Origin of the sequence: Pseudomonas sp. GCEP-101 (genome assembly GCF_025133575.1) — a bacterium.
Lineage (GTDB): Bacteria > Pseudomonadota > Gammaproteobacteria > Pseudomonadales > Pseudomonadaceae > Pseudomonas > Pseudomonas nitroreducens_B.
On the sequence record NZ_CP104011.1, the window covers coordinates 3,362,172 to 3,385,490 of the forward strand.

The 23,319-nt window shown below is 62.3% G+C and carries 20 protein-coding genes; 9 read left to right on the forward strand and 11 right to left on the reverse strand.

Annotated elements, in window-relative coordinates; all coding sequences use genetic code 11:
* Window positions 1-174 precede the first annotated feature (174 nt).
* The gene (locus tag N0B71_RS15375) at window positions 175-879 is read right to left on the reverse strand and encodes a glutathione binding-like protein (protein ID WP_259753419.1); all 705 of its coding nucleotides are present in this window, start codon (window positions 877-879) and stop codon (window positions 175-177) included.
* A gap of 138 nt (window positions 880-1,017) precedes the next feature.
* Between N0B71_RS15375 and N0B71_RS15380 the strand changes: the two genes are divergently transcribed.
* Complete coding sequence (locus N0B71_RS15380; protein WP_259753420.1) at window positions 1,018-1,455, forward strand: HIT family protein; 438 nt, start codon at window positions 1,018-1,020, stop codon at window positions 1,453-1,455.
* A gap of 22 nt (window positions 1,456-1,477) precedes the next feature.
* Here the strand turns inward: N0B71_RS15380 and N0B71_RS15385 are convergent, their stop codons facing one another.
* Window positions 1,478-1,912 (reverse strand): 3-isopropylmalate dehydratase, encoded by a 435-nt coding sequence (locus tag N0B71_RS15385; protein ID WP_259753421.1) that lies wholly within the window; start codon window positions 1,910-1,912, stop codon window positions 1,478-1,480.
* A 173-nt stretch (window positions 1,913-2,085) separates the two neighbouring features.
* On the opposite strand from N0B71_RS15385, the gene N0B71_RS15390 reads away from it, so the two are divergent.
* Window positions 2,086-3,150 (forward strand): GGDEF domain-containing protein, encoded by a 1,065-nt coding sequence (locus N0B71_RS15390; protein WP_259753422.1) that lies wholly within the window; start codon window positions 2,086-2,088, stop codon window positions 3,148-3,150.
* Here N0B71_RS15390 and N0B71_RS15395 read toward each other — a convergent pair.
* Together N0B71_RS15395 and N0B71_RS15400 are read right to left on the reverse strand one after the other, a co-directional pair.
* Window positions 3,132-4,175: an acyltransferase family protein gene (locus tag N0B71_RS15395; RefSeq protein WP_259753423.1), complete on the reverse strand. Its 1,044-nt coding sequence runs from the start codon at window positions 4,173-4,175 to the stop codon at window positions 3,132-3,134. The two genes, N0B71_RS15390 and N0B71_RS15395, sit on opposite strands and share 19 nt — an antisense overlap.
* Before the next feature lie 87 nt (window positions 4,176-4,262).
* Window positions 4,263-5,447, reverse strand: coding sequence for an MFS transporter (locus N0B71_RS15400; RefSeq protein ID WP_259753424.1), 1,185 nt, complete (start codon window positions 5,445-5,447; stop codon window positions 4,263-4,265).
* Between the two features lie 102 nt (window positions 5,448-5,549).
* Here N0B71_RS15400 and N0B71_RS15405 point away from each other — a divergent pair, with 102 nt between their 5' ends.
* A complete protein-coding gene (locus N0B71_RS15405) occupies window positions 5,550-6,452 on the forward strand; it encodes a LysR family transcriptional regulator (RefSeq protein WP_259753425.1) in 903 nt (300 codons plus the stop codon).
* Window position 6,453: 1 nt separating this feature from the next.
* Here N0B71_RS15405 and N0B71_RS15410 read toward each other — a convergent pair whose 3' ends face one another.
* Window positions 6,454-6,966: an ankyrin repeat domain-containing protein gene (locus N0B71_RS15410; protein ID WP_259753426.1), complete on the reverse strand. Its 513-nt coding sequence runs from the start codon at window positions 6,964-6,966 to the stop codon at window positions 6,454-6,456.
* Between the two features lie 424 nt (window positions 6,967-7,390).
* Here N0B71_RS15410 and N0B71_RS15415 point away from each other — a divergent pair, with 424 nt between their 5' ends.
* The 3 genes from N0B71_RS15415 to N0B71_RS15425 are packed head-to-tail and all read left to right on the forward strand — an operon-like array spanning window position 7,391 to window position 9,356.
* Entirely contained in the window at window positions 7,391-8,512 is a 1,122-nt protein-coding gene (locus N0B71_RS15415) for a beta-ketoacyl-ACP synthase III (RefSeq protein WP_259753427.1), read from the forward strand.
* Window positions 8,513-8,514: 2 nt separating this feature from the next.
* A complete protein-coding gene (locus tag N0B71_RS15420; RefSeq protein ID WP_259753428.1) occupies window positions 8,515-9,123 on the forward strand; it encodes an RNA polymerase sigma factor in 609 nt (202 codons plus the stop codon).
* The gene (locus N0B71_RS15425) at window positions 9,117-9,356 is read left to right on the forward strand and encodes a zf-HC2 domain-containing protein (protein ID WP_259753429.1); all 240 of its coding nucleotides are present in this window, start codon (window positions 9,117-9,119) and stop codon (window positions 9,354-9,356) included. The genes N0B71_RS15420 and N0B71_RS15425 overlap by 7 nt, the downstream gene beginning before the upstream one ends.
* Before the next feature lie 300 nt (window positions 9,357-9,656).
* Here N0B71_RS15425 and N0B71_RS15430 read toward each other — a convergent pair whose 3' ends face one another.
* Complete coding sequence (locus N0B71_RS15430; protein ID WP_259753430.1) at window positions 9,657-10,589, reverse strand: DedA family protein/thiosulfate sulfurtransferase GlpE; 933 nt, start codon at window positions 10,587-10,589, stop codon at window positions 9,657-9,659.
* 301 nt (window positions 10,590-10,890) lie between these two features.
* Here N0B71_RS15430 and N0B71_RS15435 point away from each other — a divergent pair, with 301 nt between their 5' ends.
* Window positions 10,891-12,207 carry an OprO/OprP family phosphate-selective porin gene (locus N0B71_RS15435; protein WP_259753431.1) on the forward strand — a complete coding sequence of 439 codons (1,317 nt, stop codon included), beginning with the start codon at window positions 10,891-10,893 and terminating at the stop codon, window positions 12,205-12,207.
* Between the two features lie 195 nt (window positions 12,208-12,402).
* Here N0B71_RS15435 and N0B71_RS15440 read toward each other — a convergent pair whose 3' ends face one another.
* The gene (locus N0B71_RS15440) at window positions 12,403-12,867 is read right to left on the reverse strand and encodes a GNAT family N-acetyltransferase (protein ID WP_259753432.1); all 465 of its coding nucleotides are present in this window, start codon (window positions 12,865-12,867) and stop codon (window positions 12,403-12,405) included.
* Window positions 12,868-13,012: 145 nt separating this feature from the next.
* On the opposite strand from N0B71_RS15440, the gene N0B71_RS15445 reads away from it, so the two are divergent.
* Both N0B71_RS15445 and N0B71_RS15450 read left to right on the forward strand, forming a co-directional pair.
* Entirely contained in the window at window positions 13,013-14,152 is a 1,140-nt protein-coding gene (locus N0B71_RS15445) for an acyl-CoA dehydrogenase family protein (protein WP_259753433.1), read from the forward strand.
* Between the two features lie 42 nt (window positions 14,153-14,194).
* Window positions 14,195-15,376: a CaiB/BaiF CoA transferase family protein gene (locus N0B71_RS15450; protein WP_259753434.1), complete on the forward strand. Its 1,182-nt coding sequence runs from the start codon at window positions 14,195-14,197 to the stop codon at window positions 15,374-15,376.
* Window positions 15,377-15,382: 6 nt separating this feature from the next.
* Here N0B71_RS15450 and N0B71_RS15455 read toward each other — a convergent pair whose 3' ends face one another.
* The 4 genes from N0B71_RS15455 to N0B71_RS15470 all read right to left on the reverse strand — a co-directional run bounded on the left by N0B71_RS15455 (window position 15,383) and on the right by N0B71_RS15470 (window position 23,298).
* On the reverse strand, window positions 15,383-15,880 hold the full coding sequence (locus tag N0B71_RS15455; RefSeq protein ID WP_259753435.1) for a SprT family zinc-dependent metalloprotease: 498 nt from the start codon (window positions 15,878-15,880) through the stop codon (window positions 15,383-15,385).
* A 259-nt stretch (window positions 15,881-16,139) separates the two neighbouring features.
* The gene (locus N0B71_RS15460; RefSeq protein ID WP_259753436.1) at window positions 16,140-16,736 is read right to left on the reverse strand and encodes a Yip1 family protein; all 597 of its coding nucleotides are present in this window, start codon (window positions 16,734-16,736) and stop codon (window positions 16,140-16,142) included.
* Window positions 16,737-16,896: 160 nt separating this feature from the next.
* The gene (locus tag N0B71_RS15465) at window positions 16,897-17,493 is read right to left on the reverse strand and encodes a DNA-J related domain-containing protein (protein WP_259753437.1); all 597 of its coding nucleotides are present in this window, start codon (window positions 17,491-17,493) and stop codon (window positions 16,897-16,899) included.
* A gap of 636 nt (window positions 17,494-18,129) precedes the next feature.
* Complete coding sequence (locus N0B71_RS15470; RefSeq protein ID WP_259753438.1) at window positions 18,130-23,298, reverse strand: calcium-binding protein; 5,169 nt, start codon at window positions 23,296-23,298, stop codon at window positions 18,130-18,132.
* Between the last annotated feature and the right edge of the window lie 21 nt (window positions 23,299-23,319).

The following is a 23,319-nucleotide window of genomic DNA, read 5'->3' on the forward strand; positions in this document are numbered from 1 at the left end:
CCTCACCCTCTCCCAGAGGGAGAGGGGACTGATCGGCGTGGACGGAGGTGGCGGCGTTAGCCGGAACCTGAGTTGCCGGCTGAAACCTGAACGTTCAGTTTGCACGGACAACCCCCTCTCCCTCTGGGAGAGGGCTGGGGTGAGGGGAGCCGCGAGGCGGCTCTGCCCCGAAACTCAATCCCGCTTGGGTATATTCAGCCCGCGCTGCACCGCCGGCCGCGCGAGGAAGCGCTCCAGCACGCGCTTCACGTTCCTGAAGTTGTCGAAGCCCACCAGTTCGCCGGCCTCGTAGAACCCCACCAGGTTGCGAATCCACGGGAAGGTGGCGATGTCGGCGATGGTGTAGCGCTCGCCCAGGATCCAGTCGCGGCCTTCCAGGTGGCGGTCGAGCACGGCCAGCAGGCGCTTGGCTTCGTCCACGTAGCGCTGCAGCGGGCGCTTGTCCTCGTAGTCCTTGCCGGCGAATTTGTGGAAGAAGCCGATCTGCCCGAACATCGGGCCGATGCCGCCCATCTGGAACATCAGCCACTGCAGGGTCTCGTAGCGACCGCTGGCGCCGGGGGCGATCAGCGAGTCGGTCTTATCGGCCAGATAGACCAGGATCGCCCCGGACTCGAACAGCGCCAGCGGCTTGCCGTCCGGGCCATTGGGGTCGAGGATCGCCGGGATCTTGTTGTTCGGGTTCAGCGAGAGGAATTCCGGGGACATCTGGTCGTTGCGCTCGAAGCTGACCAGGTGCGGCTCGTAGGGCAGGCCGAGCTCTTCCAGCATGATCGACACCTTCACGCCGTTGGGCGTGGGCAGCGAGTACAGCTGCAGGCGGTCAGGGTGTGCGGCGGGCCATTTGCGGGTGATGGGGAACGCGGAAAGGTCTGGCATGCATACTCCGGCAAGGTCACTGAGGTTAAGCAGCGAAAGGCCTCAGGATAGCCCTGCGCGCGCCATCGGTCATGACCTGCGCGCGACAAACCGGTATGGTGCGGGCCCATACCCAGTCAATGGAAAAGGAACCCCGGCATGAGCCTGCAAGGCACTTACGATCCGCAGAACATCTTCGCCCAGATCATTCGCGGCGAGGCCCCGTGCTACAAGCTGTACGAGGACGACGACGTACTCGCCTTCCTCGATCTGTTCCCGCAGTCCTACGGCCACGCCCTGGTGATTCCGAAGAATTCCCCGGCGCGCAACATCCTCGAGGTCGACCCTGACGCGCTGGCGAAAGTGATGCGCGTGGTGCAGCGCCTGACCGGCGTGATCGTCGCGGAACTCAACCCCGATGGCGTGCAGATTGCCCAGTTCAACGGCGCGCCGGCCGGGCAGACGGTGTTCCACATCCACGTGCACATCGTCCCGCGCTACGCCGGCGAGGGCTTGGGCATCCACGCGGCGAACAAGGCCGATGCGGAGGAACTGCAGAAGCTGCAGGCGCGCCTCGTCGCCCGGCTGAACGGCTGAGGCGCACCCGCGCGGTCGGCGGTTACTCGACCGCCGGCTTGATGTCGAAGCCGGTGCGGTTGTCGCTGACGATGCGGAAGGCGTTGTTGCCGCCCGGTTCCAGCGGCACCAGCAGCTCGCGGCGCAGCATGGCCTTGCTGCACAGGCCTTCGCCATCCTTGTCGCCGATGATGCCGACCACATGCTTGCCCACCGGTACGTGGAAGCTGGCCGACTCGCCCTTGCCGATGCGTGCGGCCACTTCATGGTCGATGGTGAGGGCGACGTAGCAGCCACCGCCGATGTAGCCCACGTCGCGGGTCACGTCGACCTTCACGCTGTCCTTGCCCGGTTGCTGGTAGGCCAGCAGGCGGTCGGCGGGGACGGGTTGCACTTCATCGCTCTGGTACGACGCACAGCCGGACAACACCCCAGTGGAAATGGCGAGCACGGACACGACGGCAAGGATCGAACGCATAGACTTCCTCCATGGACAGTGCAGCCTAGGCTAGCCTATCCGCCCGGTTTCCGTCGGGTTGGCTATGCATCGTAGGAAATTGGAGTAGTCTTCAGGAACCTGAATCGGGCTGGAGCGCCCGGATGCCGCCATATCGGCCGAACCGCCGGGCGGTCGAGCCAAGGAGCAGGGCGATGCACCGCAACAGCGACCCGGACCACCTGTTCGAGTCCAGCGCCGGACCGACCGGCCTGGAGGAGGCCGACCATCGCCTGCTGATGCGGCTGATCTTCGGTTGCACCGGGGCGACCCTGGGGGTGTTCTCGCTCCTCCAGTACTTCGCCGGCAATGCCTGGCTGTCCGGCGCGGAGCTGCTCACCAGCGTGTTGCTGCTGTGGGCGGCGCACCGGCTCAAGCGGGTTCGCCGGCTGGTGCCGTGGATCATCGCCTACCTGCTGCCGACCTTCTGCTTCATCCTCTACATCATCGTCATGCCCGGCGCGTCGGCCACGGCCTTCGTCTGGGTCTACCTCATGCCGGTGATGGCGTATCTGCTGCTGGGCAAGTGGCGTGGGTTCCTCCTCGCCGTGCCGTTCATGCTCATTGCCACGGTCATGTACCTGCACGCCAACCAGGTGCGCCTGGATGCGCCGGGGCTGATCGACATCGGCAACGGTATCTTCTGCGGCGTGCTGATGATCGCCTTCATGCACGTCTACGAAGAACGCCGCGCCGCCGCCTACAAGCAGCTGCGGCACCTGGCGCTGACCGATGCGCTGACCGGCGTGGCCAGCCGCGAAAGCTTCCAGCGCGCGCTGCGCCGCTGCATCCAGGAGGCGGCGCGCTACGAGACGCGACTGGTGCTGGTGGTGCTGGACGTCGACCACTTCAAGAACATCAACGACCAGTGGGGCCACGATGCCGGTGACAAGGCGCTACAGCACCTGTGCAATCGCCTGCGCCATCGCCTGCGCGCCACTGACCTCATCGGCCGGCTGGGCGGCGAGGAATTCGGCTTGCTGCTGCCCTTCACCGACCGCTTCGACGCCAAGCCGCTGGTGGAGTCCCTGCGCCGTGACATCGACGAGGCACCGCTGACGTACCACGGCGAACGCATCCAGATTTCCGCCACCTTCGGCCTCGCCGAGTGGCCGGGCGACGGCCTGGATGCGGACGAACTCTACCGGTGCACCGATCGCCGCCTGTATCGGGGCAAGGCCGAGGGACGCAACCGCCTGGTCTACAGCGACCCGGCCTGAGCACGCCTGGCCGCCACGGGCTCGGCAATCCGCGCGTAGGCGCTGCGCACCGTGCGCGCCATCTTCCGCTCCACCCATTCGTAGCTCAGCCAGGACAGCAGCAGGATGGCCGGCACGCTGAGGCCCAGCGCCTGGTAGGGCGTCAGGCCCAGCCGCTCATGCAGCCAGTACGCGGCCAGCCAGAGCACGATGACGTGCAGCAGGTACACCGAATACGACCAGTCGCCCAGCGCGTGCAGGACGCGGTTGCGCTCGAACAACGGCTCCAGCGCCACGCACGCGGCCAGCAGCGCGGCGGCGGGCAGGCCCCAGGTCAGCAGGCGCCACGGATGGTCGGCGGGGAACAGCACGATGGTGGCCACCGCCCCGGCGGCCATCGCCAGCGCCAGCGGCCGGGGCAGGTTCAGCCAGCCGCGCCGGTACAGCGCCGCCAGGCCCAGGCCGAGGAGAAATTCGAAGATGATCGGGTTGCGGTAGAAGTGGCTGAGCCAGGGCTCGCGCGCCAGTACCTGCGCCACCAGCAGCACCAGGCCGGTGACCAGCCACGGGCGCCAGCGTTCGGCGACCAGGAAGGAGAGGGCGAACAGCCCGTAGAAGAGCATCTCGAAGTTCAGCGTCCAGCCTACCGGCAGCACCGGGTAGAGGCCGAAGCCGCCGGGGTTCTCGCTGGGGATGAACAGCAGGGACAGCAGCAGCGATTTGCCGCCGACACCGTAGACCGGCATCACGTCGGCGAAGGCGTAGAGGATCAGCGCGGTGATCGCCGTGTACAGCCAGTAGGCCGGGGCGACGCGGGCCAGGCGCTGGACCAGGAAGGTCACCGGCGACATCGGCCGGCCAGCGCTGGAGAGGTGGATCACAAAGCCGCTGAGGACGAAGAAGATATCCACCCCGACCTGGCCGCGGGTGGAGAGGAGCTTGCCGCCGAGGCTGTCGGCACGGAAATCGAAGAACACCTGCATGAAGTGATGGAACACCACCAGCCAGGCGGCCAGTGCCCGCAGTGCCTGAAGCGAAACCAGCATGGGTGGGCGAGTCCTCCGTCTGTGGATAAAAGAAAGGGGCGCGACAAGGCGCGCCCCTTTCCTCGACAGTACGGTCTCGCCGATCGTTCACCGGGCCTGCTGGGCGGTCGCTGCGGAGATCGCCGGTCCGTGCTCCAGGCGCAGGCACAATAGCGCCGTGGCGATCGCCGCCAGCGGCAGCAGCGCACCGACCCAGGGCAGCGCGGCGAGGCCCGGTCCGTGGTCGATGGTCAGGCCGCCGAGCCAGGCGCCCAGGGCGTTGCCCAGGTTGAAGGCAGCGATGTTGAAACTCGCCGCGACGCTTTGGCCGGCGCCGTGGGCCTTCTCCAGCACCCACATCTGCAGCGGCGGCACAGTCGCGAAGCCGGCCGCGCCGAGCAGGGCGATGAAAATCACCACCGCCACCTGGTTCTGCAGGGCGAAGCTCATCAGGCCCATGACCGCCGCCAGCGCCACCAGGCTGCCGAGCAGGGCGGGCACCAGCCTGCGGTCGGCGAGCTTGCCGCCGAGCAGGTTGCCCAGCACCAGGCCGCCGCCGAAGACCAGCAGCACCGGCGATACCGCGGTCTCGGAGAAGCCGGCGAGGCGGGTCAGCAGTGGCGAGACGTAGCTGAACACGGTGAACACGCCGCCGAAACCCAGCACGGTGGTCAGCAGGCCGAGCAGCACCGCCGGACGCTTGAGCACGCGGAAGTCGTCGCGCAGGTTGCCGGCGGCGGGCGGCGCACTGCTGCGCGGGAGGTAGACCGCAAGGATTGCCAGGGCCAGCACGCCGATGCCGGTCACCACCCAGAAGGCCGCGCGCCAGCCATAGAGTTGGCCGAGCCAGGTGCCCAGCGGTACGCCGAGGATGGTGGCGACGGTAAGGCCGGTGAACATCAGCGCGATGGCCGAGGCGCGGCGTTCCGCCGGGACCAGGCTGGTGGCGACCACCGAGCCGACGCCGAAGAAGGTGCCATGGGCGAAGGAGGTCAGCACGCGCGCCGCCATCAGTGTGGTGTAGTCCGGCGCCAGGGCGCAGGCGAGGTTGCCGAGGGTGAAGATCACCATCAACCCCAGCAGGGTCCGGCGTTGCGGCCAGCGCGCGGTGAGGGCGGTGAGCAAGGGCGCGCCTAGCACCACGCCCAGCGCGTAGCCGGAGATCAGCAGGCCGGCGGCGGAGATGGACACGCCGAAGTCATGGCCGACCTCCAGCAGCAATCCCATGATCACGAATTCGGTTACGCCGATACCAAAGGCACCGGCGGTCAGGGCGTACAAGGCAATGGGCACGTGGGCTCTCCCGATGGATTCAAGCATGGGCGCCACGTTATCGCTGAGCGGATTACTGATATAGACTGCTTTTCAGCAAATCACCTGTGAATTGAATTCAACATGGCCCGGCCCGACGTCAACCGCTTCGGCGAAATGGAAGTCTTCATCCGCGTGGTGGAAACCGGCGGCTTCACCGCTGCCGCGCAGCAATGCGGAATGACCCCGTCGGCCGTCAGCAAGCTGGTGGCGCGGCTGGAGGATCGTCTGGGCGCGCGTCTGTTCAACCGTTCCACCCGTCGCCAGCAACTCACGGCGGAAGGCGCGGCGTTCTACGAGCGCAGCCTGCGCATCCTCGCCGACCTCGACGAAGCCGAGCGTGAGGCTTCGGCCAGCGCCGAGCCGCAAGGCCGGGTGCGCATCAGCTGCAACCTGCCGGTCGGGCGGCAATTCCTCATTCCGGCGCTGCCGCTGTTCTTCGAGCGGCATCCGGGCGTCAGTCTCGACCTGCACCTGACCGACGAAGTGGTGGACCTGCTGGAGGTCCGCGCCGACGTCGCCGTGCGCAGCGGCCCGTTGCGGGATTCGCGACTGGTGGCGCGCTCGCTGGGGGAATCCGGGCACAAGGTCGTCGCCTCGCCCGAGTACCTGGCGCGGCAGGGGACGCCGCTGCAGCCGAGCGATCTGCCCCGGCACAACTGCGTGGGCTTCAGCTATCGACGGATCGAGCCGGACTGGCCGTTCCTCGGCCGCTCGCCGGAGCAGGCGGAACCCGGCGGCAACGTCCAGGCCAGCGATGGCGACAGCGTCCGCCACCTGGCGCTGGCGGGCCTCGGGCTGGCGCGGCTGGCGGAATTCCAGGTGCGCGAGGATATCGCTGCCGGGCGGCTGGTGGAGGTGCTGGCGGACTTCAATCCCGGCGACCGCAAACCCATGCACGCACTCTACCTGGGCAAGCCGGGGCACCTGCCGGCCAGGGTACGGGCGGTGCTCGACTTCCTCGCCGAGCACGTGCGCATCGACTGACTCAGGCGGCTTCGAGCAGCGCCAGGGTATCGGCCGCGCCCATCATCTTCGCCGCGGCCATGGCGGTCAGGCCGCTGGCGTCGCGGGCCTCGCGATTGGCGCCGTGCTCCAGCAGGCAGAGGACGATTTCCGGGCGGTTGAACATCGCTGCCATCATCAGCGCGGTCTTGCCGTCGGGCGAGGCACCCTCCACCTGGGCGCCGCGGCTGAGCAGCAGGCGCACCATCTCCAGGTCGCCCTTGAAGGCGGCGCCGGCCAGGGGCGTTTGCCCGGCATTGTTGCGCAGGTCGGGATCGGCGCCGCGGTCAAGCAGCACAGCGACGGTATCGTGGTGGCCGTAGTAGCTGGCCAGCATCAGCAGGCTGTCGCCCTTGTGGTTGCGCAGGTTGGCCGGCAGCCCCTGGCGGAGCAGTTCCGTCAGACGCAGGCTATCACCCTGTCGGGCAAGGTCGATTACCTGGTTGGCGAATTCCAGCGTCTGTTCGTCCATTTCCGGGCGGTTCGCGGCACTCATCCTGAAGTCTCCTAGGCAAAGTCGGGAATGCGCTGAAGGATAGGGCGTTGCGCGCCGTAGCGCGTCCACACTGTCTCTATGGTGCCGGTGGAAAATTTCAATCCGTTGCTTCAACGCAGGCGCGGCGTGATTCGTGTCGGTAATCTTGCGCAAATGTCGCTCTCGCACGGCGGCTTTTCGGCGAAAATTGCAGCATAATCAGCGATCAGCGGTTGCACCCCCGGGTAGCACCGCACACCGCCGGGCGGGCAAAGGTGCCCACCGGCGGTGGGAGTGGCACACTGCCCGGTTGCGGGGATTGCCCTCCCGATGCCTTCGCGCCAGGACGCGGAGCGACGAATATCCAGTGCCGGCCGCGAGCGGGCACCTTGATGCCTAACCTTGCCGCCCGGCCCGGCGGCGCAGATTGAGAAGAGGATTGACCGTGCATAAAGTCGTGATCAGCGGAACCGGCCTGTATACCCCGCCGTTCAGCATCTCCAACGATGAACTGGTGGAATCCTTCAACAGCTACGTCCGCAGTCACAACGAGCAGCACGCCGAAGCCATCGCCAAGGGCGAGATGGAGCCGCTGGCCGAGTCCAGCTCCGCGTTCATCGAGAAGGCCTCCGGCATCAAGAGCCGCTTCGTGGTGAACAAGGAGGGCATCCTCGATCCGCAGCGCATGACGCCGCGCATCCCGGAGCGTTCCAACGAGGACTGGGGCATTCTCTGCGAGATGGCTGCCGCTGCCGCCAAACAGGCGCTGCAACGTGCCGGCCGCACTCCCGCGGATATCGACGGGGTGATCGTCGCCTGCTCCAACCTGCAGCGCGCCTACCCGGCCGTGGCCATCGAAGTGCAGGCCGCCCTCGGCATCCAAGGTTTTGGTTACGACATGAACGTCGCCTGCTCCTCGGCCACCTTCGGCATCCAGGCCGCGGTGAACAGCGTGCAGCTGGGCCAGGCCCGCGCGATCCTCATGGTCAACCCGGAGATCTGCACCGGTCACCTGAACTTCCGCGATCGCGACAGCCACTTCATCTTCGGTGACGCCGCCACCGCCGTGGTCATCGAGCGTGCCGACCAGGCCACCAGCGAGCATCAGTTCGAGGTGGTGGGCACCAAGCTGCTGACGCAGTTCTCCAACAACATCCGCAACAACTTCGGCTTCCTCAACCGCGCCGCGGAAGAGGGCATCGGCACCCGCGACAAGCTGTTCGTGCAGGAAGGCCGCAAGGTGTTCAAGGACGTTTGCCCGATGGTGGCCGAGCTGATCGGCGAGCACCTGGCGCAGAACGACATCCCGGTCAGCGACGTGAAGCGCTTCTGGCTGCACCAGGCCAACCTGAACATGAACCTGCTGATCACCCGCAAGCTGCTCGGCCGTGACGCCGAGGCCCACGAAGCGCCGGTGATCCTCGACACCTACGCCAACACCAGCTCGGCCGGTTCGGTCATCGCCTTCCACAAATACCAGGACGACCTGCCCGCCGGCTCCATCGGCGTGCTGAGTTCCTTCGGCGCCGGTTACTCCATCGGCAGCGTGATCCTGCGCAAGCGCTGATCGTGCCCGCCGACGACAGCGAGCTGTTGTCCCGCCTGCTGGCCGGTGACCAGCAGGCCTTCCGCACCCTGGTAGCCACCTACCAGGGCGCGATGCGCGCCGTGGCCATCGCCATCGTCGGCGCCGCCCATGCCGATGAGGTGGTGCAGGACGCCTGGCTGGCTGCCGTGCGCAACCTGGATGGCTTCCAGGGCCGCGCCAGCCTCAAGACCTGGCTGCTGACCATTACCGCCAACACGGCCAAATCCCGCCTGCGCAAGGTGCGCCGCGACGTGTCGCTGGACGACCTGCCCGCGCCCCACGGCAGCCTCGACGAAACCCGCTTCGCCGCCGATGGCCACTGGAGCCCGGCGCCGCTGGCCTGGCACGAGGATTCGCCCGAGGCCCTGCTGGCCGAGGACGAGCTGCGCCAATGCCTGGAAAAGACCCTGCTGAGCCTCTCCGAACTGCAGCGCAGCGTGTTGCTGCTGCGTGAACGCCAGGGGCTGGAGCTGGAGGAGATCTGTAATCTGCTGGAGGTTTCGCTCTCCAATGTCCGGGTACTGCTGCACCGTGCGCGGCTGAAGGTGTTCGCCACCGTGGAGCATTTCGAGGAGACCGGGGAATGCTGACCTGCAAGGAACTGGTGGCGCGCTCCAGCGACCTGCTGGACGAACAGCTGGGCTGGCGCGAGAAGCTCGCGCTACGCCGGCACCTGCTGCTGTGCCGCCACTGCCGGCGCTACCTGCGGCAGATGCGCCTGGCCCAGGCCACCCTGCGCCTGCTGCCAGACCCACCGCCCCCTGACTCGGAACGCCTGGCCGACCACCTCGCCGAACTACGCCGGGACAGCGCTCGGCGTTGAACCGCGGGTCGTTCTTGCGTTGGGGTGACAGTAAGCAACCGTTTTCTTCTGGAGGAGTCCGTGCCGATGCGTCCCCTCACCCCAGCCCTCTCCCTCAGGGAGAGGGGGCGGTCCGAGCCTACTGACGCCAAGCTTTCATCCTGCGCCGAATGGTCCCGTCTCCCCCTGGGAGAGGGTTAGGGCGAGGGCCAACCCTAGCGCAGATAGATCTCGTAGGAGCGGACCTTGTCCGCGAAAATCCCGATGGCGTGTCCTGAACGACCGGCGCGAAGCGCTCCCCATCGCGGACGGAGTCCGCTCCTACGAGGGGTTCACCACCGGTGCAGGTGCTTGCGCCCGCCATGCTTCCAGCCCACCCGACAGCGCCCAGGTGCGCGGGTGCCCGAAAGCCTGCAACCGCTCCGCCAGCATCGCGGCGGAGAGTTCGTGGGGGCAGGCGCAGTAGATCACCACGTCCTTGTCCGCCAGGCTGTCGCCCAGCTCATCCAGTGCGCCGTCCAGGCTGAAGGCGATGGAGCCGGGGATCGCTTCGTCATCGAACTGGGCCCGCACGTCGAGAATCAGCGGCGGCTCACCGGCATCCAGGCGTGCCCGCAGTTCGTCCACGCTGATGCGCGGAATCCGCGCCGTGCGCTTGAGCAGGCTGAAGCGCTGCCAGAGCTTCCAGGCGATGAACAGGCCGAAGGCGCCCAGCAGCACCGCGACTCCCACGCTGGCGTATTCGGTGAGCAACGCGAGGATGCGGTCCACTGCGCTGCTGAAAATGCTCCCGAGCAGCAGTGCCGAGCCGGCCCAAAGCGCCGCGCCGGCGCAGTCGTAGGCGAGGAAGCGCAACAGCGGCGTGCGCGTCATGCCGGCCATGGTGGTGGTCAGCGCGCTGGCGCCCGGCAGGAAGCGCGAGATCAATAGCGCGCGCGGGCCGACGCGCAAATACAGGCTCTGGCTCTGGCGGATGCAACTGTCCGGCGACAGCGACACCTTGCACACGCTGCGCAGCATGAAACCGCCGAAGCGGCGGCCGGCGCAGAACCAGATCAGGTCGGCGATCAGGCAGGCGCACACGGCGACCGCCAGGGCCTGGCCAAGTGGCACGCCGCTGCCCTGCAGGGCCAGGGCGCCCGCGACGATCAGCGCAGGGTAGGCCGGGATCGGCAGGCCCAGTTGTTCCAGCAGAACGTTGAAGAACAGCAGGGTGAGGCCGTGTTGCTGGATCAGCGGTTGCAATTCGTGCATCGGAAAGCCTGAGCAGGAAAGGTCGTTCAGGGAAGGCGGACAGCATACCGGCAAAAGGGCTCACGGGAATCGCCTGCAGGCCTAGTCAACCGCGGCCTGGGACGTTTATGCCATATCGAAATCAAAAGTTCCGCTGTAATAAAAGTTTTATCTACGAGCAACTCCTCTGAAATAACCCCTCGCCAAGATTCCCAGCAACACAAACGGGGGCCGCCAGAACGGCCTGTGCGAGTCCTTGGGGGGCGCGCAGCAGCCAGGCACTCGGCGTGTTCAACGCAAATACCATTAAGGGGAATCTTCGATGATCCGTAAGCACTTCGCCGGTTACGCCGCCACTGCCCTGGCACTGGCCGTTTCCGCCCAGGCTTTCGCAGGCACAGTCACCACCGATGGCGCCGATATCGTGATCAAGACCAAAGGCGGTCTTGAAGTCGGCACCACCGACAAGGAATTCAGCTTCAAGCTCGGTGGCCGTCTGCAAGCGGATTACAGCCGCTTCGATGGTTTCTACACCAAGAACGGCAACAACGGTGACGGCGCCTACTTCCGCCGCGCCTACCTGGAGCTGGGCGGCACTGTCTACAAGGACTGGAAATACCAGATCAACTACGACATGTCCCACAACTCCGGTAACGCTGACAACGGTTACTTCGACGAAGCTTCCTTCAGCTACATCGGCTTCGCCCCGGTGACCCTGAAGTTCGGCCGCTTCGACCCGGACTTCGGTCTGGAAAAAGCCACCAGCTCCAAGTGGGTCACCGCTACCGAGCGTACCTCCGCCTACGAACTGGCTGACTGGATCAACACCCACCAGGACGGCATGGGTGCCCAGGTTGGCGGCGTCGTCGCCAACATGGCTTACCTGGACGCCGGCGTGTACGCCAAGGACGCCGACGATACCGACGGCGACAGCGTCAAGCAGTTCAACTTCCGTGGTGTGTTCGCGCCGCTGAACACCGACGGCAACGTGCTGCACGTGGGCGTGGACTACGCCTACCGTGACCTGGACGACACCGCCTTCGACTCCCGCATCCGTCCGCGTCTGGGCATGCGTGGTATCGCCACCAACGGCGGTAACGATGCTGGCGACAACGGCAACCGCGCGACCTTTGGCGGCGCCACCCTGAGCCCGGCCGGTTCCTACAAGGACGACTCCACCTGGGGTGCTGAATTCGCCTACGCCATCGGCCCGTTCTCCGCTCAGGCCGAATACCTGAAGCGCAAGCTGAAGGCTGATGCCGACGCTTACCAGGACATCAAGGCTGACGGCTACTACGGCCAGCTGGCGTACACCATCACCGGTGAATCCCGCGCGTACAAGCTCGATGGCGCCAAGTTCGACACCATCAAGCCGGCCAACAAGGAAATCGGTGCCTGGGAAGTCTTCTACCGTTACGACCACATCAAGGTCGATGACCCGAACGTGGTGGTTGCCACCGCCACCCGCGACGTGGGCGACACCAAGGCCAGCACCAACACCGTCGGTGTGAACTGGTACGCCAACGAAGCGGTGAAGGTATCCCTGGACTACGTCCACGTCAGCACCGACGGCATCCGTAACGCCAACGGCGACGACGACGGCAACGGCGTCGTCACCCGCCTGCAGTACGTGTTCTAAGAAAGACAGCTCTACCGTTTGACTCCTTTGTGTGAACCCCCGCCTCGGCGGGGGTTTTTTATGGCTTCGGGAAAACATCTTTCGAATGAATCGTCATGCTGCTCCTTACGTAGGAGCGGATTCATCCGTGATCGGGTGGGCCTCGCGCGGCGGCTGGCCATCGCGGACGGAGTCCGCTCCTATGGCCTTGCTGCCTCAGCGAAATCCGGGCCCGGCCGGCCGCCGGTGGAATTCGAACTCGAGCAGTTCATCGAACGGGTTGCCCATTTCCAGCCGCGTCCAGCCCAGCTTGAGAAGGAAAGCCAGCGCCCCCGGGTTGTCCGGCCGCACGCTGGCCCTCCAGAGCGGGCTGCCCTGCAATTCGCGGCGATTCATCACCAGCCCCATCACCGCGCGTCCGATGCCGGAGTCGCGCAGTGACGGGCGTACGGCAAGGTCGGTGACGAAGTAATACGGATGCGCCGGGCTGGGCAGGTTGATCCCCACCACCGCGACCAACTCTTCGCCTCGCAGGATGCTGTACAGCGCCCTGTCCGGATCGACCAGCCCTTGTTCCATCCAGACGCGGTCCATGGGGCCCAACTGCGCATCGAGTACCGGGTCGGCGAACCAGCTTTCGTACGGCGGAAGGTCCTTTGCCTGGAAAGGTCGGATCTGCATGCGGGCGCTCTCGGGTGCAGCTTTGGGAAGTTTCACACTCGCATCCACTGGGCGATTGCGTCAATCGACCCTGAGCGCTCCCGTCATTGAGGCCGCGCGCGGCCAGCACCTACCCTGCGGGCACTCAACCCACCGGGAGTCGACCATGCTGCGCAATCACTTCGAGACCGAGCACAACCTGTTCCGCGATGCGTTCCGATCCTTCCTCGACAGGGAAGTGGTGCCTCACCAGGAGGAATGGGAGGAAGCCGGCGTGGTGGACCGCAGTGTCTGGCGCAAGGCGGGGGAGATGGGCTTCCTGTTGCCCTGGGCGGAAGAGGAGTACGGCGGAACCGCGCTGAAGGATTTCCGCTACGAACAGATCATGTGCGAGGAATTGGCCGCCATCAACGAGCCGGGTTTCATGATCCCGCTGCACTCGGCACTGTGCGGCCCCTACATCGCCGAATACGGCAACGCCGAGCAGAAGGCTCGCTGGCTGCCGGGGATCATCCGCGGCGAGAGCATCCTCGCGGTGGCGATGACCGAGCCGTCGGCCGGCTCCGACCTCGCCGGGATGCGCACCACGTCGGTGGACAAGGGCGACCACTTCGTCCTCAACGGCTCCAAGGTGTTCATCTCCAATGGTTTGCTGGCGGACCTGGTGATCGTCGCGGCCAAGACCGATCCGTCGAACAAGCACGCCATGGGCCTGTTCGTGGTCGAACGCGGCATGGAGGGCTTCGAGCGTGGGCGCAACCTGAAGAAGCTGGGCATGAAGAGCCAGGACACCGCCGAGTTGTTCTTCAACAATGTGAAAGTGCCGAAGGAAAACCTGCTGGGCGACGCCAAGGGTGGCTTCTTCTACCTCATGAACATGCTCGCCCAGGAGCGCCTGACCAACGCCTGTGGCGCGGTGGCCGGCGCCGAGGCGGCGCTGAACGCCACCATCGATTACGTCAAGGAACGCAAGGCGTTCGACCGCCCGGTGGCGCACTTCCAGAACACCCGCTTCAAGCTGGCCGAAATGCGCACGCAGATCGACGTGGCGCAGGTGTTCACCGACCGCTGCGTGATGGACCACAACCAGAAGAAGCTCACCGCCGAAGTGGCCGCCGAAGCCAAGCTTTTCACCACCGAGCTGCTGTGCAAGGTAGTCGACGAAGGCGTGCAACTGCACGGCGGCTGGGGTTACATGTGGGAGTATCCGATCTGCAAGATGTACGCGAACGCGCGCATCCAGCGCATCTTCGCCGGTACCTCGGAGATCATGAAAGAGATCATCAGCCGCGGCATGAAGCTCTGAAGTCGCGGCGCCACGCATCGATTGAGCGAAACAGGAGTGCCCATGAAAGGCCCGCTCGCGTCCCTGAAGATCCTCGATTTCTCCACGTTGCTGCCGGGGCCGTTCGCCTCGCTGCTGCTGGCCGACATGGGCGCGCAGGTGCTACGGGTGGAGTCGCCCACCCGCATGGACCTGGTGCGCGTGCTGCCGCCCCATGTGGATGGCACCTCCGCCAGCCACGCCTACCTCAACCGCAACAAACGCTGCATCGCGCTGGACCTCAAGCAGGCCGAGGCGGTGGAGGTGGTGAAGCAGCTCGTGCAGGAATACGACATTGTGCTGGAGCAGTTCCGTCCCGGCGTGATGGACAAGCTGGGCGTGGGCTACGAGGCGCTCAAGGCGATCAATCCGAAGCTGATCTACGTGTCGATCACCGGCTACGGCCAGACCGGGCCGCTGCGTGACCGCGCCGGGCACGACATCAACTACCTGGCCCTGGCAGGCGTCGCCAGCTACACCGGGCGCCGCGAGAGCGGCCCGCTGCCGCTGGGCGTGCAACTGGCGGACATCGGTGGCGGCTCGCTGCACGGCGTGATGGGCCTGCTGGCGGCGGTCATCCACCGGCAGCAGACGGGGGAGGGGCAGCAGGTGGATGTCAGCATGACCGACTGCGCCTTCAGCCTGCACGGCATGGCCGGCGCGGGTTACCTCGCGGCGGGCGTCGAGCCGGAGATGGAGGGCCTCGCGCTCAACGGCGGGAGCTTCTACGACTATTACCGCACCCGCGATGGACGCTGGTTCTCGGTGGGCAGCCTGGAGCCGCAGTTCATGCAGCAATTCTGCGCCGCCATCGGGCGTCCGGAGCTGGCCGCGCGCGGGCTGTCGCCCAAGACCGAGGATCAGCAGGCGCTCAAGCGCGAGATCGCCATCGCCTTCGAGAAGCACGATTTCAGCGAATGGCAGGCGCGCTTCGCCGCACTGGACGCCTGCGTCGAACCGATGCTGTCGATTGCCGAAGCGGTGGAGCATCCGCAGCTGCGCGAGCGTGGCGTTGTCACCCAGGTGCCCACTGGGCAGGGGGGCGAGCAGCGGCAGATCGCCTGCCCGATCCGCTTTTCCGCCGGTCTGCCCGACCCCCGCCATATCGGCGCCGCGCTGGGCGCGCACACGGCCGAGGTGATGGCGGAGCTGGGGTATACCGACGAGCAGGTCGCAGCGCTCAAGGCGGCGAAGGTCATCGCCTGAGCCGCTTCACTCGCGGCGGGTTTCGCCGGTGAAGATCAGCGTCGCGCGGCAGCGCCGGCAGTAGTAACGGCGCCCCTGGGCGACCAGGTTATGGCGCTGGGCGGAGAAGGGGAATTCATTGCCTTCGCCGCAGTGGCAGCGATACAGGTAGCGGGTGGAGCGGCGGCGCTTGATCTCATAGGTGTGGCAGCGATCAGGCGGCAGGCCGTAGATGCCGCGCATGATCAGCTGCCACTCCTCGCCATGCGGGCGGATGCGCGGGCCGAACATCTGGTGGGCGATCAGGTGGGCCACTTCATGGGCCACGGTCTGCTGGAGGAAGTGGTCGTGGTTTTCCCGGTACAGCTGCGGGTTGAAGCGCAGCAGGTTCTCATCGAGATGGGCGACGCCGGCCTTCTGGCCGCGTAGCCGGAAGCTCACTTCCGGGCGGGGAAAGCGCCGCTGGAAGAAGGCTTCGGCCTGCTGGTAGCAGGCTTCGACGCGAGCGTTGAGCTGTTCAGGCATACAGTGGTTCTCCGACGGGGCAGATTATGCCGCAGTCGAAGCGCCGGTGGAGGATTTCTCGCCGCCGCTCGTCCGGGGTGCAGATTCAGGCAAGCGCGGCGAGTTTCAGGCAAGACTGCTCTTGGTAGGAGTGAGCTTGCTCGCGAACCATGCTCGCCGGTGGCTTCATCGCCAGGTGATTCGCGCGCCCGCTCGTTCCTGCGAAAAGCCAAAAAGAAACCGGGCCACTGAGGGCCCGGTTCTTTTGCAGAGAACAGGATCAGGTGTATTCCGGGCCGACGCCGCTGCCCCAGAGGATGACGGACAGCGCCATCATCGCCACCAGCACCACCAGTCCCACCGCCAGCACCGAGCTGGAGAACAGGAAGCCTTCATCCTTGGGAATGTTCATGAAGGTCGGGATGCCGACGTAGAGCAAGTAGACCGTGTAGCAGATCGCCGCGGTGCCGATGATCATCCCCAGCCACAGGTGCGGATACAGCGCCGCCAGTCCGCCGATGAACAGCGGCGTCGCGGTGTACGCCGCGAACACGATGCATTGGGTCAGCGATGGCGAGGCGTCGTAGGTGCGCGCCATCCAGTGGATGAAGGCGCCCATCACGGCGACGCCGGCGAGCATGGCGATGTACGTCATGATGGTCAGCTGGATCGCACTGGCGGCGGTCAGCTTGACCGGTCCCGCGTTGCCGAGAACCCAGCCCACCTGCGTCGTGCCGATGTAGGCGGAAATGACCGGGATGGCAGCGAGGATCAGGACGTGGGTCAGGTACATGTGGCTGATGGATTCTTCCTCGCCACGGATTTCCTGCCATTCCTGATCGGGATGGGTGAAGAGCCCCCACACATGATGGATCATGTCAGCATTCTCCTCTTCTTATAGAAGGTCGCCCCCCAGCGAGGCGCCGAGTGCGCGTAGCCAGCGACATCCGGTGCCCGGCCGACCTATGCGACCTTAAGTCGCAGTATAGGAATGGCTGGAAGGCACGTCGTCTGTGGGGTTAGAGCAAATGGAAGCTTCACGGGCGGCTGTAATAGCGCTCCAGAATTTCCATCGCCTTGTTGATCGACTGCAGGCGCGTGGTGCTACCACCCCGATCCGGGTGGTGCTGGCTCACCAACTGCCGGTAGCGCAGCTTGATCAGGGCATAATCGACTGGCCCGTCCTCCAGTTCGAACAGCGCTAGCGCAGCCGCTTTCTCCTCGTTGCCCTGCATGCGCGTCCAGAAGCTTTTCAGCATTTTCTCGACGTCTAGTTCACTGGTTTCCTTCAGGTGTTTCTCGTCCAGATAGTAGGAACGCAGCGCATCCTGCTCGCCGAGCGCCTGCGCGCCACTCATATAAGGCGAGAGACGAATCTGCAGCGGGCCGATTTCCAGGTGCGCGGTGTTTTCCGCCCAAAGCCGGTCACGCAGCCGATATAGCGCGTTGAAGACGAGGAAATGCGTGCGGAACAGCACCAGCTTGTCGGTCAGCGGCAGGTTGGGCACATGGGTGCAATGCCGAGCCTTCAACTGCTGGATCAGCTGGAATTCGGAGATTCCTTCAGGGGCTTCCCTCAGCAGCTCCAGAAGCTGGTCCGTCAGGTCAAGGGAAGGATCGAGATCGGGCGTCATGCTGCCAGATTAGCAGCAGCCCGATGGAGGGGCTGGGGTATGCGTCGCTTTGCGCGTAAAAGCTAGTCACGGTTTTAGGGGGGGGATAGCATTAGATAGCCCTTGATAGCTCAAGGCTTGAGATCGCCAAGCTTCTTGTGGAATGGATAGGTTTGGATAACAAAGGACAGCAATTTCGACACCTTTTCGACACCTTTTCGACACGTTGGGAGAGTCTGCTTGCGGCCAAAAGCGAACAGTTCGAGCCCTGTGTAATATCCAGAGCCATTCTGGTCTCAGAGCCTAGCCACAGTCATTAATCACGAAGACCAGAGATCAGCACTCCTCACTCCTCACTCCTCACTATCGCTCCGAGAATTTATCGATCCATGAATCTCCAGGTTCATTCCGTTCGGCTACAGATCAAAGGCTACGGCGCAGACAAGGTGGAACGGGTCTGTATAAGAAGTCGGATAATGTTTGTAATATACTTATAAATAAATCGTTTAAATTATGCTTGCTAGTGCGAAGTTTGCGAGTTTGTCTTTTAGCGAGAGTTTTTGATCTGGGCACCTCCCAATGAGAAGCATACAGTATAGGGATTGAACAAGGCTGATAAGGTCCTTGTTCAATCATATTTAGGGCGGGGTTCTGCTTTTAAGTCTGTTGCCAGTTGGCGGAAATAACTATATCGAGTTGACTTCGTTGGTCTTGGGTCAAATTTGATTCCCCGCCAGCTGGAACACCAAATGCTGCCATGGCATTAACTAAATTTTGTACCTGGCTTTCCATTAGTGCTTTTCCATCAGCTGTCGTTATTTGATTGACGTGATTGTTGCTGTTTGTGAACCAGCCACCGATAGATACCTTGTCATTTGTCCCAATCAGGCTGATTTCGAGATTATTTCCATTGTTGCGGAACCAGAGTTGTTCTGCGTTGATCCCACTCGAGAAAACAATCCGATCCTGGCTATTTAGGTCAGTGTGATAATTGGAGATAGTGTCCTGCCCCCATCCGCGCTCGAAGTAGTACACATCGTTACCGGCATCACCGCTGAGGTAGTCGTTGCCGGCGCCACCGATCAGGGTGTCGTTTCCGCCTTCCCCGTACAGCGTGTCGGCACCCTCATCGCCGAACAACAGGTCATCCCCAAGTCCAGCCTTGAGGGTATCGTTGCCCGTGCCCCCATGGAGCGTATCGTTGCTGGCATAGCCGGTGATGCTGTCGTTTCCAGGGGTGCCGGCCAGAACGCGGAGTTTGATGTCTTCCAGGCTCAGGACAGTACCATCGGCAAAGCGGATCTGCTCCAGTCGATAGATGGAGTTTCCATCTTGTTGGAAGAAGTTCGATACATCGATCTGGTCGGTAGTTCCTTTGAGTTTGAGGATCAAAGAACTAGTCGAGCGACTAATCTCTATATCGCTAAGGGCAATGCCTGGAGCGAACTCGATGGTGTCGGTCTTGTTGGTTGTGGTGTCGTAGTTGGAGACAGTGTCTTGTCCCCAGCCGCGCTCGAAGTAGTACACATCGTTACCGGCATCACCGCTGAGGTAGTCGTTGCCGGCGCCACCGATCAGGGTGTCGTTTCCGCCTTCCCCGTACAGCGTGTCGGCACCCTCATCGCCGAACAACAGGTCATCCCCAAGTCCAGCCTTGAGGGTATCGTTGCCCGTGCCCCCATGGAGCGTATCGTTGCTGGCATAGCCGGTGATGCTGTCGTTTCCAGGGGTGCCGGCCAGAACGCGGAGTTTGATGTCTTCCAGGCTCAGGACAGTACCATCGGCAAAGCGGATCTGCTCCAGTCGATAGATGGAGTTTCCATCTTGTTGGAAGAAGTTCGATACATCGATCTGGTCGGTAGTTCCTTTGAGTTTGAGGATCAAAGAACTAGTCGAGCGACTAATCTCTATATCGCTAAGGGCAATGCCTGGAGCGAACTCGATGGTGTCGGTCTTGTTGGTTGTGGTGTCGTAGTTGGAGACAGTGTCTTGTCCCCAGCCGCGCTCGAAGTAGTACACATCGTTACCGGCATCACCGCTGAGGTAGTCGTTGCCGGCGCCACCGATCAGGGTGTCGTTTCCGCCTTCCCCGTACAGCGTGTCGGCACCCTCATCGCCGAACAACAGGTCATCCCCAAGTCCAGCCTTGAGGGTATCGTTGCCCGTGCCCCCATGGAGCGTATCGTTGCTGGCATAGCCGGTGATGCTGTCGTTTCCAGGGGTGCCGGCCAGAACGCGGAGTTTGATGTCTTCCAGGCTCAGGACAGTACCATCGGCAAAGCGGATCTGCTCCAGTCGATAGATGGAGTTTCCATCTTGTTGGAAGAAGTTCGATACATCGATCTGGTCGGTAGTTCCTTTGAGTTTGAGGATCAAAGAACTAGTCGAGCGACTAATCTCTATATCGCTAAGGGCAATGCCTGGAGCGAACTCGATGGTGTCGGTCTTGTTGGTTGTGGTGTCGTAGTTGGAGACAGTGTCTTGTCCCCAGCCGCGCTCGAAGTAGTACACATCGTTACCGGCATCACCGCTGAGGTAGTCGTTGCCGGCGCCACCGATCAGGGTGTCGTTTCCGCCTTCCCCGTACAGCGTGTCGGCACCCTCATCGCCGAACAACAGGTCATCCCCAAGTCCAGCCTTGAGGGTATCGTTGCCCGTGCCCCCATGGAGCGTATCGTTGCTGGCATAGCCGGTGATGCTGTCGTTTCCAGGGGTGCCGGCCAGAACGCGGAGTTTGATGTCTTCCAGGCTCAGGACAGTACCATCGGCAAAGCGGATCTGCTCCAGTCGATAGATGGAGTTTCCATCTTGTTGGAAGAAGTTCGATACATCGATCTGGTCGGTAGTTCCTTTGAGTTTGAGGATCAAAGAACTAGTCGAGCGACTAATCTCTATATCGCTAAGGGCAATGCCTGGAGCGAACTCGATGGTGTCGGTCTTGTTGGTTGTGGTGTCGTAGTTGGAGACAGTGTCTTGCCCCCAGCCGCGCTCGAAGTAGTACACATCGTTACCGGCATCACCGCTGAGGTAGTCGTTGCCGGCGCCACCAATCAGGGTGTCGTTTCCGCCTTCCCCGTACAGCGTGTCGGCACCCTCATCGCCGAACAACAGGTCATCCCCAAGTCCAGCCTTGAGGGTATCGTTGCCCGTGCCCCCATGGAGCGTATCGTTGCTGGCATAGCCGGTGATGCTGTCGTTTCCAGGGGTTCCGGCCAGAACGCGGAGTTTGATGTCTTCCAGGCTCAGGACAGTGCCATCGGCAAAGCGGATCTGCTCCAGGCGGTAGTTCGAGGCGCCATCCTGCGAGAAGAAAGATGACACGGAAATCTGGTCGGTCGATCCCTTGAGCTTGAGGATCAGAGCGCCATACAAGTTACTCATCTCAATGTCGGCCAGGGCGATGCCCGGGGCGAACTCGATGGTATCGGTCTTGTTGGTCGTGGTGTCGTAGTTGGAGACAGTGTCTTGCCCCCAGCCGCGCTCGAAGTAGTACACATCGTTTCCGGCATCACCGCTGAGGATGTCGTTGCCGGCGCCACCGATCAGGGTGTCGTTCCCAGCGCCGCCATAAAGACCGTCATTACCGGATCCACCATCAACATAATCGTTACCGGCCGCACCAGTTAGCGTGTCATTTCCTGCGAGTCCGAACAGATAGTCCTGTTTATCTTTGCCCGAGAGACTCTGATTGTCTGTCGTACCTATCTGCAGCGCAATACCCAAAGAGTTAATCTTTACAACCTCGTCCGAGCTCAGACTCGTCACAAAACGCTCAACGAGAGGAGTTAGCTCGGTAATGGCTTTACCCGCCATTGGCTGAGTAACGAACTCCAGCAAGTCAGTCGCGCCATTGACGTGGTTGTTGTCGAAGGTGATTTGGAACAGCGTGGCCACCTTGCTGAAATCAAGGCCAATGCCCTCTTCACCAAGCGTGATGCCTATTGCCTCGACGTAAGGACGCAGGCGCGTCTGGAGCAGCAGTCCGTTGTAGATGGACTCTCTTAAAGACTCATAGGCCTGATTGATGAGGCTCGCCTGGCCTGTATTCAGGACCAGGTTTTTCTCGGTTAACGTCCAGTGAGAAGCGATGGACGTACCACCGCTCTGGGTCCCACTGTTGTTGTTGATCGCGCTACCCGAGATATTTGTCAGTGATGCGCCGGACTTGATGCCTAAGTGGCTCAAACCACCACTGCTGTTCTCTTCTTTGGTGAAAATAAAAAAGTTTTGCGCATTAAACACTTCCAACAGTCGAACGCGCTCCAGAAGGGTTTTCTGCTGAAGCTGAGCGGCGGTCGGACCACTATTGATTGAGCCCGGATCGATATTCCCGGAAGAGGACCCAGTGCCTCCGCCTGAGAGCTTCAGGTCCTGTTCCCAGGACCATTCGAAGTCTACAGTCATAATACCGGTAGAGAGGTCGCTGAGCCGTTGTTCAAAGGTCCGGTAATTCGAGCTATCAGCCCACTCGCTCAACAGGCTGTCGAGCAAAGCCATCTGCTGCTCCCGGGTTTGAGCGCTGGCATAGTCCGCTAGCACTCCTTTGAGCGCAGAATTTTGCATACTGGCTTCACGTAGATCCCGCACTGCCCCGGACCCTTTCATGTCCGGGAGAGCTTTGGCCGCCTCATCTAGAGGCAGATGATCAGTGAACTCTCGATAGAAGGGGTTAGATGCAAGATCCAGATTGCCAGCGATGCTTTGATTTCCGTTGACCTCGCCGATCGAGCCGTCGTCCCGTACAAAACTACCAATGGCACTGATTATGTTGCCGTTGCTGTTTTGATTGCTGGTGGTTGCCGTGAGATTGATGGAAGTGATGTGGTGATCTTTGAGCGACTTTAGTTCTTCGGCTTGGCTGACTCCGTCCTGGTTCAGATCTTGCCATACACGCACGTTGGAGAACTTGATATCGTTTGCATCGAAAATCCCGTCACCGTTAGAGTCTAGATCTTTGAGCGCATCAAAGCCGTTTGTGGCTTTTTGGCCATTCGATTTGACATAGTCAACGCCGAACAGCTCTGCACCGGTATCAATTTTGCCGTTTCCATTCCGATCCCAAGCTAGGAATCCATCGTCCTTACCAACCCACCCCGTTCCGGTCTTAAGGCCATCGCCATCAAAGTCGAAGGTAATACCAAAATTGGCCGAAACCGTTTCCAGCCCATCACCATCAAGATCCACCGCCAGCGGGTCAACGCGCTGAACAAAGCTTTTCGCAGACAAAAAATTCGTATTGACGTCCCTACTAACTGGGGTATTTCCATTAACTGCCGCGTCTACCGCTGCGTCAATCTGATCACCACGGTTCTTCAGGTCCGTAAAGGCCTGCCCCAGCATTCCGTGCGACAATACACCGTTTTCAGCGGGATCAAACATATCAGCAGGATCCCAATAGAAATTAAACAGCTCCTGCTCATAAGTTGCGCCCCACGGGGTTGTAACAGAGACCTTGCCTTCAAGTTTAAATGCTCGATTGCCATCCTCGTCAATACCTGCCCCTACCGTAAGACTTGCATCAGCGCTACCACCTGGAAGCGCTACAGATGCCTCGAGAGAAACGGAATTGAAAGTTACACTACCATCAGGATTAATGGTTTTATTGTTTCCAAATGAAACCACGACAACCCCTCTTACCGTGGGGATGTTCACGCGCTCTTTGTACTCACCAGTCTCCTTGTCGTACTCTACACTTAAAATCCCTAAATTTCCGCTAACGGTAGCATTTCCTTTTTCATCAATTGATATCTTGGCACCGGCCGATCCATCTTTCGGTTTCACGGAGATTGATACTTCCGCTTTTTTTAACTCAATCGCAGCATCCATTTTGCTTATCCTTTGGAAAGT